The organism is Streptomyces bluensis, assembly GCF_014650715.1.
Classification (GTDB): Bacteria; Actinomycetota; Actinomycetes; order Streptomycetales; family Streptomycetaceae; genus Streptomyces; species Streptomyces bluensis.
Genome location: NZ_BMVM01000034.1, coordinates 1 through 11720, shown reverse-complemented (window position 1 = coordinate 11720; position 11720 = coordinate 1). Strand labels below are relative to the sequence as shown.

At 73.5% G+C, this 11720-nt stretch carries 11 protein-coding genes; 3 read left to right on the top strand and 8 right to left on the bottom strand.

Annotated features, from left to right (window positions below; translation table 11 throughout):
• Positions 1-14 precede the first annotated feature (14 nt).
• From nadC to IE262_RS38615, 4 genes are read right to left on the bottom strand one after another with little or no spacing between them, the layout of a single operon-like run.
• Complete coding sequence (gene nadC / locus IE262_RS38630; RefSeq protein ID WP_134042594.1) at positions 15-1004, bottom strand: carboxylating nicotinate-nucleotide diphosphorylase; 990 nt, start codon at positions 1002-1004, stop codon at positions 15-17.
• Positions 1005-1011: 7 nt separating this feature from the next.
• Positions 1012-2844 (bottom strand): L-aspartate oxidase, encoded by a 1833-nt coding sequence (locus IE262_RS38625; RefSeq protein ID WP_189880289.1) that lies wholly within the window; start codon positions 2842-2844, stop codon positions 1012-1014.
• Positions 2841-3842, bottom strand: coding sequence for a pantoate--beta-alanine ligase (gene panC / locus IE262_RS38620; protein ID WP_134042590.1), 1002 nt, complete (start codon positions 3840-3842; stop codon positions 2841-2843). Before panC ends, IE262_RS38625 begins: the two co-directional genes overlap by 4 nt.
• A 28-nt stretch (positions 3843-3870) precedes the next feature.
• Positions 3871-4788: a Rossmann-like and DUF2520 domain-containing protein gene (locus tag IE262_RS38615; protein ID WP_134042587.1), complete on the bottom strand. Its 918-nt coding sequence runs from the start codon at positions 4786-4788 to the stop codon at positions 3871-3873.
• Between the two features lie 205 nt (positions 4789-4993).
• Here IE262_RS38615 and IE262_RS38610 point away from each other — a divergent pair, with 205 nt between their 5' ends.
• Positions 4994-6241 carry a threonine aldolase family protein gene (locus IE262_RS38610; RefSeq protein ID WP_189880316.1) on the top strand — a complete coding sequence of 416 codons (1248 nt, stop codon included), beginning with the start codon at positions 4994-4996 and terminating at the stop codon, positions 6239-6241.
• On the opposite strand, the gene IE262_RS38605 is transcribed toward IE262_RS38610, so the two are convergent.
• A complete protein-coding gene (locus IE262_RS38605) occupies positions 6216-6440 on the bottom strand; it encodes a hypothetical protein (RefSeq protein ID WP_189880287.1) in 225 nt (74 codons plus the stop codon). The two genes, IE262_RS38610 and IE262_RS38605, sit on opposite strands and share 26 nt — an antisense overlap.
• Before the next feature lie 229 nt (positions 6441-6669).
• Here IE262_RS38605 and IE262_RS38600 point away from each other — a divergent pair, with 229 nt between their 5' ends.
• Positions 6670-7791, top strand: coding sequence for a DUF5937 family protein (locus tag IE262_RS38600; protein ID WP_134042585.1), 1122 nt, complete (start codon positions 6670-6672; stop codon positions 7789-7791).
• Between the two features lie 88 nt (positions 7792-7879).
• On the opposite strand, the gene IE262_RS38595 is transcribed toward IE262_RS38600, so the two are convergent.
• The 3 genes from IE262_RS38595 to IE262_RS38585 form a co-directional block, all read right to left on the bottom strand.
• Positions 7880-8512, bottom strand: coding sequence for an AAA family ATPase (locus IE262_RS38595; RefSeq protein WP_189880286.1), 633 nt, complete (start codon positions 8510-8512; stop codon positions 7880-7882).
• Between the two features lie 82 nt (positions 8513-8594).
• On the bottom strand, positions 8595-9266 hold the full coding sequence (locus tag IE262_RS38590) for a response regulator transcription factor (RefSeq protein WP_131564143.1): 672 nt from the start codon (positions 9264-9266) through the stop codon (positions 8595-8597).
• 44 nt (positions 9267-9310) lie between these two features.
• Positions 9311-10513: a sensor histidine kinase gene (locus IE262_RS38585; RefSeq protein ID WP_134042582.1), complete on the bottom strand. Its 1203-nt coding sequence runs from the start codon at positions 10511-10513 to the stop codon at positions 9311-9313.
• A 118-nt stretch (positions 10514-10631) separates the two neighbouring features.
• On the opposite strand from IE262_RS38585, the gene IE262_RS38580 reads away from it, so the two are divergent.
• Complete coding sequence (locus IE262_RS38580; protein WP_189880285.1) at positions 10632-11669, top strand: SAM-dependent methyltransferase; 1038 nt, start codon at positions 10632-10634, stop codon at positions 11667-11669.
• The last annotated feature ends 51 nt before the right edge of the window (positions 11670-11720 follow it).

Here is an 11720-nt window from a genome sequence, read left to right as displayed (position 1 = left end):
GGCCCGTACCCGCCCTACTCCGCCGCTCGCAGGTCCAGGCCGATGTCCAGGATGGGCGAGGAGTGCGTGAGGGCCCCCACCGCCAGGTAGTCGACGCCCGTCTCCGCGTACGCCTTCGCGTTCTCCAGCGTGAGGCGACCCGACGCCTCCAGCAGCGCGCGGCCGCCCACGAGGGCCACGGCCTCCTCGCACTCGCCGGGGGTGAAGTTGTCCAGAAGGATCAGGTCGGCGCCCGCGTCCACCACCTCGCGCAGCTGGTGCAGCGTGTCGACCTCGACCTCGATCGGCACGTCCGGGAACTCCTCCCGGACCGCCTTGAAGGCCTGCGCGACGCCGCCGGCGGCGACCACGTGGTTGTCCTTGACGAGGGCCGCGTCCGACAGCGACATGCGGTGGTTGACTCCCCCGCCGCAGCGCACCGCGAACTTCTCCAGGGAGCGCAGGCCCGGGGTCGTCTTCCTCGTGTCCCGGACCTTCGCCTTGGTGCCCTGGAGGACGTCCGCCCACGCGCGCGTGGCGGTCGCGATGCCGGACAGCCGGCACAGCAGGTTCAGGGCGCTGCGCTCGGCCGTGAGGAGGTCTCGGGTGCGGGTCGTGACCGACAGGAGCGTCTGTCCCGCCTCCACCCGGTCGCCGTCGTCCACATGGCGCTCGACCTCGAACTCGTCCGTGCACACCACCGACAGGACCGCCTCGGCGACCCTCAGGCCCGCCACGACGCCGGCCTCGCGGGCGGTGAAGTCGGCGGTGGCGCGGGCCTCCTCGGGAATGGTGGCGACGGTGGTGACGTCGACGCCGTGGTCGAGGTCCTCCTGGATCGCCACGTTGGCGATGTCCTCGACCTCCACCGGGTCGAGCCCGGCGTCGGCGAGGAGCTCGGCGAGCGCGGGGTCGAGGCCGCACTCCATGTACGACTCCAGCGCGTCCGCGTCGGGGTCCGTGCCGCAGGCACAGCCGTCGCCGCAGCCGCCGCTCTGGGCGAGGGGAAGGTCGGGGGTACTCACTTGAACGTCACTGCTCCTGGGGAAGGCGCTCGGGCCGGTGCGTGGAGGTGCCCCCGGTTCGAGCCGGGTCGGGGGTCCGGGGGGCGGTCGGGGGGAAGTCTGGGGTGTCCGTGGTCCGTACGGCCAGTGCGCGGTCGGGATTCAGCCGTACGACGATATGGCGGCGCCAGTGGGTGTCGTCGCGGTCGGCGTGGTCCTCGCGCCAGTGGCAGCCGCGCGTCTCCTCGCGCCGCCGGGCGGCGGCGACCAGGACACGGGCCACGCACAGCAGGTTGGTGGTCTCCCAGGTGTCGACGCCGGGCTCGGCCGTCTTGCCGTTCTCGTCGAGGGCGTCACGTGCGTCGGTGTGCAGCTGGTCGAGGGCCTCGGCCGCGGCCGACAGGGACGCCGCCGAACGCAGGACGCCCGCGCCCTGACTCATGATCCGCTGGATCGCGAACCGTGCCTCCGGCTCCAGCAGCGGGTGCTCGGGCTTCTGCGGGTACGGGACGGGCTGCGGCACGCGCGCGTGGAGGCCGTTCTCCGCGTGGCTCGCGGCGATGTCGGCGGCGATGCGCTCGGCGTAGACGAGGCCCTCCAGGAGGGAGTTGGAGGCGAGCCGGTTGGCGCCGTGGACGCCCGTGCAGGCGACCTCTCCGCACGCGTACAGGCCCGGTACGGTCGTCCGGCCCCGTGAGTCCGTGCGGACGCCCCCGGAGGCGTAGTGGGCCGCCGGGGCGACCGGGACGGGTTCGGTGACCGGGTCGATGCCGTGCGCGCGGCAGGCGGCGAGGATCGTCGGGAAACGGTGCTCCCACATGGCGGCACCGAAGTGCCGCGCGTCCAGGTACATGTGCTCGGCGCCCAGCTCCTGCATACGGCGCGTGATGCCCTTGGCGACGATGTCCCGGGGGGCGAGCTCGGCCAGTTCGTGCTGCCCGGTCATGAAGCGCGTGCCGTGCGCGTCGACCAGGTGGGCGCCCTCTCCGCGGACCGCCTCGGAGACCAGCGGCTGCTGGCCCTCCGCGTCCGGGCCGAGGAACAGCACCGTGGGGTGGAACTGCACGAACTCCAGGTCGCTGACCTCGGCACCCGCGCGCAGGGCGAGCGCCACGCCGTCGCCCGTGGACACGGACGGGTTGGTGGTCGCCGAGAAGACCTGGCCCATGCCGCCGGTCGCGAGGACCACGGCGGGCGCGTGCACGGCGCCGACGCCGTCGTGCTGGCCCTCGCCCATGACGTGCAGGGTCACGCCCGCGGTGCGGCCGTCGGCGTCGGTGAGGAGGTCCAGGACGAGCGCGTTCTCGATGGTGCGCAGTCCACGCGTGCGCGTGCCCGACGTCCTTGCTTCGTTGACGGCCTCAATCGCTTCGTTGACGGCCTCGACGAGCGCCCGGGAGATCTCCGCGCCGGTCGCGTCGCCCCCCGCGTGCGCGATGCGGCGGCGGTGGTGGCCGCCCTCGCGGGTCAGCTCCAGTGCTCCTTCGGAGGACTCGTCGAACCGCGCTCCCGTGTCGATCAGCCGGCGTACGGCGGCGGGGCCCTCGGTGACGAGAAGACGGACGGCGTCCTCGTCGCACAGGCCCGCACCCGCGACCAGGGTGTCGTCGAGGTGCTGCTCAGGGGTGTCGCCCTCGCCCAGGGCCGCCGCTATGCCGCCCTGCGCCCAGCGGGTGGAGCCGTCGTCGAGGCGGGCCTTGGTGACGACGACGGTGTTCAGGCCGGCGGCCTCGCAGCGCAGTGCCGCGGTCAGGCCGGCGACGCCCGAGCCGACGACCACGACGTCCGCGGTGATCGCCCATCCGGGGGCGGGGGCGTGGAGTCGTATGCCGGTGTTGGTCGTGCCTGTGCTGGTGGTCACGAGGCGGCTCCGAAGGTGAGGGGCAGGTTGTCGATCAGCCGGGTCGTGCCGACCCGGGCGGCGACGGCGAGGACGGCCTCACCGGTGAAGCCGTCGGAGATCTCGGTGAAGTCGGACGGGTCGACCAGAGCCAGGTAGTCGACTTCCAGCGGCGGTTTCAGGCGTGCGGCGTCCTCAAGGACGATGCGGGCGGCCGCGACGACGTCGGCGGGGACCGACGTGGTGGCCGGGGCGGCCTTCGCGACGGCGTGCGCGTCGGCGGCGGCGCGGGACTCGCCGATGGCGCTGAGGGCCTCCGCACGCGCGCGCGTGGCGGGCACCTCCCGGGCCCGAGCGCGCAGGGCCTCCTGGGCGGCGTGCCGGTCGCGCCCCGCGAACAGGGCCTGGGAGAGCGCGAGGGCCGTGCGGCGCTCGACGGCGGACAAGTAGCGGTTGCGGCTGGACAGGGCCAGGCCGTCCTCCTCGCGGACGGTCGGCACGCCGACGATCTCCACGCCGAAGTTCAGGTCCCGCACCATGCGGCGGATCAGGGCGAGCTGCTGGGCGTCCTTCTGCCCGTAGAGGGCCACGTCGGGCCGGGTGAGGTGCAGCAGCTTCGCGACGACGGTGAGCACGCCGTCGAAGTGTCCGGGCCGCGAGGCGCCCTCCAGGCGCTCCCCCATGGGGCCGGCGGAGATCCGCACCTGGGGCTCGCCGCCGGGGTAGACCTCGTCCGCGAAGGGCGCGAACACCGCGTCGGCGCCCGCCTGTTCGGCGATCTTGAGGTCGGCGTCAAGGGTGCGCGGGTAGCGGTCGAGGTCCTCGCCCGCGCCGAACTGCAGGGGGTTCACGAAGACGGTGACGACCACCTCGCCGTCGCGGCCCGCGATCTCGCGCGCGGTGCGGATCAGCGTGGCGTGACCCTCGTGCAGGGCTCCCATGGTCATCACGACGGCACGGCGGCCCACGCGTGCGCGTGCGTGCAGTGCTTCGGCGGTGCGCAGCAGGGCGGTGGTCATCGGGCGTCTCCGTTCCCGGGCGCGGGCGTCATCGGGCGTCCCCTTCCGTGCCGTTGGCGAGTACCCCGAGGAGGTCCTCGGCGAGTTCCGGCTTGAGCAGGCCGTGGGCGAGCGCGCGGTCGGCGGTCGCGCGTGCCATCGCCAGGTAGCCGGCGACGGCCCCCGGGGCGTGCTCGCGCAGCTCGGCGACGTGCGCGGCGACCGTGCCCGCGTCTCCGCGCGCGACGGGACCGGTGAGGGCCGCGTCGCCGGAGCGCAGGGCGTTGTCGAGGGCGGCGCCCAGCAGCGGCCCGAGCATGCGGTCGGGGGCCTCGACGCCCGCCGTGCGCAGCAGCTCCATGGACTGGGCGACCAGGGTCACCAGGTGGTTGGAACCCAGGGCGAGCGCCGCGTGGTACAGCGGGCGGGCGGACTCGGCGACCCACTCGGGCTCGCCGCCCATCTCGATCACCAGCGCCTCGGCGGCCAGTCGCAGTTCCTCGGGCGCGGTGACCCCGAAGGAGCACCCGGCGAGCCGCTGCACGTCCACGGGGGTGCCGGTGAACGTCATCGCCGGGTGCAGCGCCAGCGGCAGCGCCCCGGCCCGCAGCGCGGGGTCCAGCACCTTCGCGCCGTACCGCCCGGAGGTGTGCACGAGCAGCTGCCCCGGCCGCACGGCGCCGGTCTCGGCGAGCCCCTCGACCAGCCCGGGCAGGGCGTCGTCCGGCACGGTCAGCAGCACCAGCTCGGCGCCGTCCAGGACATCGGCCGGGGTCACCAGCGGTACGTCGGGCAGCAGCGCCGCGGCCCGCCGTTTCGACGCGTCGGAGACCCCGGAGACAGCGACGGGCCGATGCCCCGCGAGCTGGAGCGACGCCGCCAGGGCGGGCCCGACCCGGCCCGCTCCGACAACGCCCACGGTGAGCCGCGCGGGGCGGTCCTTGGGGTCGGGTTGGAATGTACTCACTCGACGGTGGCCTTCCCGTTCCAGTCCGCTCTGGGTACCGGACGATTTCTCGTCATGTTAACGCGATTGGTTCGAGGGGCGATCGGTTGTCCACAGGCTGTGGGTTTCCCCACGTGGCGCCACGCCACGCGGGCACGGAAAAGGGGGTGCCACGCGCGTGGGCGCACGACATCATCCGGGGGTGAGCGACAGGGCGGAGAGGGCGATGGGGACCGCGGAGCGGGCGGACGTTCGGGGCCAGGGGCGAACCGTGCAGCCGGACGGCGAGGAGGACACGGCGGCGCAGGCCCCTGAGTCGCCGGCGGCACGGCGTCGGCAGCGGCGGATCGCCGCCCTTCGGGCGGCGGAGCGGACGCTGGACCGCCCGGCGTTCCTGGTGACGATCCGGGAGCGGCTGGCGCTGCTGCGGGAGGAGGCGCCGGGGCTGTACGACCTGGACGAGGCGCCGGACATGTACGGCGACGGCATCGTCGAGGCCCTGGAGGAGCGGGTCGCGGGGCTGCTCGGCAAGGAGGCCGCCGCCTTCTTCCCGACGGGCACGATGGCCCAGCAGGTGGCACTGCGCGTCTGGGCCGCCCGCACCGGCGACCCGGCCGTGGCGCTGCACGCGCTGTCCCACCCCGAGGTGCACGAACGGAAGGCGTTCAGCGAGGTCAGCGGATTGCGTCCGCTGCGGGTGACGAGCGAGCCACGGCTGCCGACCGCCGACGAGGTGCGTGACTTCGCCGAGCCCTTCGGCTCACTGATGCTCGAACTGCCCCTCAGGGACGCCGGTTTCGTGCTGCCCACCTGGGAGGAGCTCTGCGAGGTCGTCGCGGCCGCCCACGCGCGCGACGCGGTGGTGCACTTCGACGGGGCCCGGCTGTGGGAGACGACCGTCCACTTCGGACGGCCCCTGGAGGAGATCGCGGGCCTCGCGGACAGCGTCTACGTGTCGCTCTACAAGTCGCTCGCCGGCTTCGGCGGCGCGGCGCTCGCGGGCCCTCGATGGCTCGCCGACGAGGCGAAGACATGGCGGCACCGGTACGGCGGCCAGGTCTTCCAGCAGTTCCCCACGGCGCTGTCGGCGCTGGCCGGCCTGGAGCGGGAGCTGCCCCGGCTGCCGGAGTACGTGACCCACGCGCGCGTGGTGGCCGCCGCGCTCCGCGAGGGCTTCGCGGCCGCCGGGGTGCCCTGGGCGCGCGTCCACCCGGAGGAGCCGCACACCCATGAGTTCCAGGTCTGGCTGCCGTACGACGCCGACGTCCTCTCCGAGGCCGCGATCCGGCAGGGCGAGGAGACGAGGACCGTCCTGTTCGCGGGCGCCTGGGACGCGGGCGGCCCGGGGCTGTCGTACACCGAGGTCGTCGTGCGGGCGGCCGGGCTGGAGTGGACGGCGAGCGACGTGAAGGAGGCGGTGGCGGAGTTCGTGGCCCGGCTGCGGGAGGTCACCGGGGGCGCGGGCGCCGGGTAGGGCGCGTCCGCAGGAGCCGAGCCGCCGCGGACCGTACGCGTCCGCGGGCCGGGCGGCCCGCCGTGACCGCACGGAACCGCCGGAGGTCGCGCAGTTCGCGCACCACCTCCCAGTCGTGGGCACCCGGCGCGGGCGGGGCGGGCTCGCCGAGGCGCTGGGCACGGTAGGTGTCGAGGATGTACTGCTCGGTGACGCTCACGGTGTACCGCCTCTCGGGACAGGGCGACGAGCGGGCAACGGGCTCGTCTCGGGCAGGGCAGGATCGGGGCAGAGCAGAGCAGAGCAGGGCAGGGTGGGGGCAGGAGGAGGACAGGCCGGCGTCCGGTCCGGTCCGTCCAGGCTGCGCCGGCCCGCCGTGCGCGTCGCGTCGATTGACGGGCGCCGTCAATCGACGGGGCGTTGTCAGTGGCCGGGTGCACCATGACTGCATGAGCCTCAGCATCGACATCACCGGGCTGCCGGCCGAGCGGATCGTCTTCGGGACGTCACCGCTGGCCGAGCTGGCCGTCGCGCTGCACGCGCTCTCCGAGCCGGGCCACCATCCCGGCGTACAGGGCTGGGTGACGGCCACCACGGCCGCGCTCAAGCCGGACCTGGCGGACCGTCTGATCCAGGCGGACTTCCTGTGGCGGAACACGTTCTCGGACATCTTCATGCCGTTCGCCGCCCTGCCGGAGTGCGACGGCCACCCGGGGACGACGCTCACCGAGGACCTGGACCTCCTGGACCGGCTGAGCGACGAGCGGTTCGTCGCGGTGGCCCTGGAGTTCAGCTGCGGCTCCCAGTACGCGGCCGGGCTGCCCTCGCCCCTGGTCGACCGGGCCCGGCACGATGTCGTGCTGGACCTCGCGGCGAGCCGCGGCCCCGAGCAGCTCGGCTTCACCCAACGCCTGCTGGCCGACCCCCCGACCGTACGGGCGTGGGTGCGGCGCCTGCTGGAGGACTGCGACGAGGCGTTCTTCGGGGACACCTGGCGCCGGGTGCGGGTCCACCTGGCCGCCGACGCCCGTCACAAGACCGAGATCCTGCGCCACAAGGGCCTGGAGGAGGCGCTGACCGCGGTCTCGGCCGCGCTCACGCTCACCGGGAACGGCGGAGGGACCCGTATCGAGGCCGACAAGCTCGCCCACGGCACCACGACCGCCGTGGACCCCGAGGTCGGCCCCGGCGTCACCTTCGTGCCGACGTACCACGGCTGGCCGCACCTGATGGTGCTGCACGCCTCGGGCTGGCGCCCCACCGTGCTCTACCCGGTCGCGGGGCCCGAGGCGGCGCCCGCCTCCGTGGAGGTGCTCAAGCTGCGCCTGGAAGCCCTCGCGCATCCCATACGCCTGCGCCTGTGCCGGAACATAGCCAGGGCGCCGTACACGACGGGCGAGCTGGCGCACGCCAACGATCTGAGCGCGCCCGAGGTGTCCCGGCATCTCGCCGTCCTGAAGAAGGCGGGCCTGATCACGACGCGCCGCCGCGGCCGCTATGTGCTGCACCAGCTGGACGTCACGGTGGTGGCGCGGCTGGGGAGCGACTTCCTGGAGGCCATCCTCAGGTAGGGGCTGTCAGGTCGCTGAAGGACTGAGTGGGTCACTGAGGGGCTGAGCGGTCGCTGAGCGGCTGAGCAGGTCGCTGAGGGGCACCCGGTCAGTCGAAGCGGATGTGCTTCAGCCCGACCCTCGCCTGCCGCAGTCGCGTCCGCAGCGCGCCCTCCCTGTTCGGCCGCAGCGTCAGCCCGGCCAGGACGGCGATGCGGTCGGCCGTCTTCGGCACCGTCGAGTGGTCCGTCCACAGGTGTTCGGCGAACTCCGGCTCGCCCAGGGCCTCCAGGCAGTGGTCGAGCTGCTCCACCGCCCAGCTCTCCCGGCGCAGTGAGCCGCGCTTTCCGGCGACGTACGGGAGGAGATGGCCAAGACCGCGTTCGCGCAGCCGACGCAGGACGGTCTCGCGCTCCGCGAGGAGCGTGAAGTGACGTACGTCGTGCCCGAGTTCGCGCAGCCGGCCGACGGTCTCCGCGAAGTAGGAGGGACTGGTCACCGTCATGGGGGCGATCACGACGCCGTCGTGCTTGGTGAGTGCCAGATCGAGGACCTCGACGACGCCCTGCCGCCAGGACGCCAGATCCTGGAAGTTCCCGCGCAGTTCGGGGGGCAGCATGCGGCGCAGCCCGAAGCCGGCGTGCTCGGGATCGCAGATGACGCTGTCGGGCAGCCGTCGCTGGATCTCGTGCGCGGTCTGTGTCTTGCCGCCGCCGAAGGGGCCGTTGATCCACAGGAGCATGCGCGCACCCTAGTGGGCGGTGGTCACGCGCGGGTCACATCCCCGTTTTCGCTCCGGCCCCCGTCCGCGCCCCGTACGGTACTCAGCCCTGTCCTCCGGCCCGCACCAGCCCCGTCTCGTACGCCAGGACCACCACCTGCACCCGGTCGCGCAGTTCCAGCTTGGTCAGGATGCGGCCGACGTGTGTCTTCACGGTGGCCTCGGACAGGACCAGGCGGGCCGCGATCTCACCGTTCGACAGGCCCTGGGCGACAAGCACCATGACCTCGCGCTCACGGTCGGTGAGCCGCTCCAGCTCCTTGCGCTGGGGGCCCTTGCCCGAGCTCGGCAGCATCGGCGCGAACCGGTCGAGGAGGCGCCGGGTCGTGGACGGGGCGACCACGGCGTCACCGCTGTGCACCGAGCGGATCGCGGCCAGCAGCTCGCCCGGGGGCACGTCCTTCAGCATGAAACCGGAGGCGCCCGCCTTCAGCCCGGAGAAGGCGTACTCGTCGAGGTCGAAGGTGGTCAGGATCAGCACCTTCGGCGGGTTAGGGTCCGAGCAGATGCGGCGGGTCGCCTCCACGCCGTCCAGCTTCGGCATGCGGACGTCCATGAGGACCACGTCCACCTCGGTGGACCGCAGCACCTGGAGGGCCTCCACGCCGTCGCCCGCCTCGGCCACGACCTCCATGTCCGGCTGGGCGGCGAGCACCATCCGGAACCCGGTGCGCAGCAGCACCTGGTCGTCGACGAGCATCACGCGGATCGCCATCGGAGTCCTCTTCCGTTCCGTTTCTGTCTTCCGTCACACGGTCGTCAGTGAGCGGGTTTGAGCGGCAGCAGCGCGCTGATGCGGAAGCCGCCGCCGGGGCGCGGTCCCGCGTCCAGGGTGCCGCCGACCATGCCCACGCGCTCCCGCATGCCGATCAGGCCGTGTCCCTGACCGTCGAAGCCGCCGTCCTCGTACATCTCGTGGGGGGCGCCCTTGCCGTCGTCCTCGACGAGCAGGCCGAGGCCGTCGTCGAAGTAGACCAGGCGCACGCTCGCGCCCGCGTTCGGGCCGCCGTGCTTGCGCGTGTTGGTGAGGGCCTCCTGGACGATGCGGTACGCCGTGAGCTCCACGCCACTGGGCAGGGGCCGCGGGGTTCCCTCGATCCTGAAGTCGACGGGGAGGCCGGAGCTACGGCACTGCTCGATCAGCTCGTCCAGCTGTTCGACGTCGGGCTGCGGGACGTACTCGCCGCTCTCCTGGTGCTCGCCGGTGCGCAGCACGCCCAGCAGGCGGCGCATCTCGGCGAGGGCCTGGCGTCCGGTGGAGGAGATCGTCTCCAGGGCCTTCTTCGCCTGGTCGGGGGCGGCGTCGAGGACATACGCGGCGCCGTCCGCCTGGACCACCATCACGGACACGTTGTGGGCGACCACGTCGTGCAGCTCGCGGGCGATGCGGGCGCGCTCGGCGGCCACGGCGACCTTGGACTGCGCCTCGCGCTCCTTCTCCAGGCGGGCGGCGCGCTCCTCCAGCTGCGCGAAGTAGGCGCGGCGGGTGCGCAGGGAGTCGCCGAGCACCCAGGCGAGGGCGAACGGCACGGTCTGGAAGACCGCTATCGCTATGTCGCCCAGGGGGCCCGACTGTTCGGCGGGCCAGCGCAGCTGCGCCAGCACGCCCGCGCTCAGACCGCCGACCAGTGCGAACCGGGAGGCCCAGCGGGCACCGGTCACCGCCACCGTGTAGATGATCACCAGCATGGCGAAGTCGACCGGTCCCGGCGGCACGTCGGTGATCAGTTGCGCCACGCCCATCGCGGCGGCCAGCAGCAGCATCTCCTCGGGGAGGCGGCGGCGCAACGCCACCACAAGGCAGAGCAGGATCATGATCGGGATCCACGCGGCCGGGGAGACGGCTCGCTCTGCCCCATGACCCGCGGTTCCGCTCACCGTGGAGATCCCGAGCAGGACGACGGCCCAGAAGCTGTCGACCCATGTCGGGTGCCTGCGGAGGAAGTCGTAGAGGCGCTGCACGTAACCCAGAGTAGGGAAGCGTGCAGGGTGCAGGAGTCAACCGGAGGGCCGATCCACAACCGGCGCGCGTACTCCGCAAGGTGGAGGCTCCGTGGTTCGCGGCGCCTAACCTGGCGCGGTGACTGGTGCGGCGGGCGGCGAGTGGCGCGGGTGGCGCGAGGCGACGGAGGAGGCGCTGTACGGGCCCTTGGGGTTCTATCGCCGCCCCGAGGGTCCCGCCGGGCATTTCCGCACGTCAGTGCATGCGTCCCCGCTGTTCGCCGAGGCGGTGGCCCGGCTGCTGTGCCGGGTGGACGAGACACTCGGCCACCCTTCCGAACTGGCCTTCGTGGACATGGCGGCGGGCCGGGGCGAGCTGGTGACGGGCGTCCTGAAGGCCCTCCCCGCGGACGTGGCCTCCCGCGCGCGTGGGTACGCGATCGAGCGCGCCACCCGGCCAAGTGATCTTCATCACCGGATCGAGTGGCTCCAGGAGCCCCCGAAGGGCGTCACCGGACTGCTGTTCGCCAACGAATGGCTCGACAACGTGCCCGTGGACATCGCCCAGGTGGACCCCGACGGCGTACGACGCCTCGTTCTCGTACGACGGGACGGAACCGAACGGCTCGGGGACCCGGTGGAGGGTGCGGACGCCGAGTGGCTCGACCGGTGGTGGCCGCTGCCCGCCGAGGGGCCGTCCGAAGGGCCGTCCGAGGGGCCGTACGAGGGGCCGTACGAGGGGCTGCGGGCCGAGATCGGGCGCCCCCGGGACGCCGCCTGGGCCTCGGCCGTGGCGAGCGTCGGCCGGGGGCTCGCCGTCGCCGTCGACTACGCCCACACCGCCGGGGCCCGGCCACCGTTCGGGACGCTCACCGGGTTCAGGGCGGGGCGGGAGACCGCCCCCGTACCGGACGGCTCGTGCGACATCACCGCACATGTGGCGCTGGACGCGTGCGCCCTGCCGGGGGCCCGGCTGCTGGCCCAGCGGGACGCCCTGCGCGCCCTCGGGGTCAGCAGCGGCCGCCCGCCGCTGACCCTGGCGACCACCGACCCGGCGGCGTACGTACGAGCCCTCGCGCGCGCGGGCGAGGCCGCCGAGCTCACGGCACCCGGCGGGCTCGGCGACTTCGGCTGGCTGCTGCAGCCAGTCGGCGTCCCGGACGCGCAACTGCCCTAGGTGTTCTGTCCACGGAGGTTGGGGACGGGTGACGGCGATCACTGACGTGTG

Excerpts from the sequence above, each read along its gene's own strand:
- panC (WP_134042590.1), bottom strand. The coding sequence starts at position 3,842 with ATGACCACCGCCCTGCTGCGCACCGCCGAAGCACTGCACGCACGCGCA.
- IE262_RS38610 (WP_189880316.1), top strand. The coding sequence starts at position 4,994 with ATGGGGACCGCGGAGCGGGCGGACGTTCGGGGCCAGGGGCGAACCGTG.
- IE262_RS38600 (WP_134042585.1), top strand. The coding sequence starts at position 6,670 with ATGAGCCTCAGCATCGACATCACCGGGCTGCCGGCCGAGCGGATCGTC.
- IE262_RS38595 (WP_189880286.1), bottom strand. The coding sequence starts at position 8,512 with ATGCTCCTGTGGATCAACGGCCCCTTCGGCGGCGGCAAGACACAGACC.
- IE262_RS38590 (WP_131564143.1), bottom strand. The coding sequence starts at position 9,266 with ATGGCGATCCGCGTGATGCTCGTCGACGACCAGGTGCTGCTGCGCACC.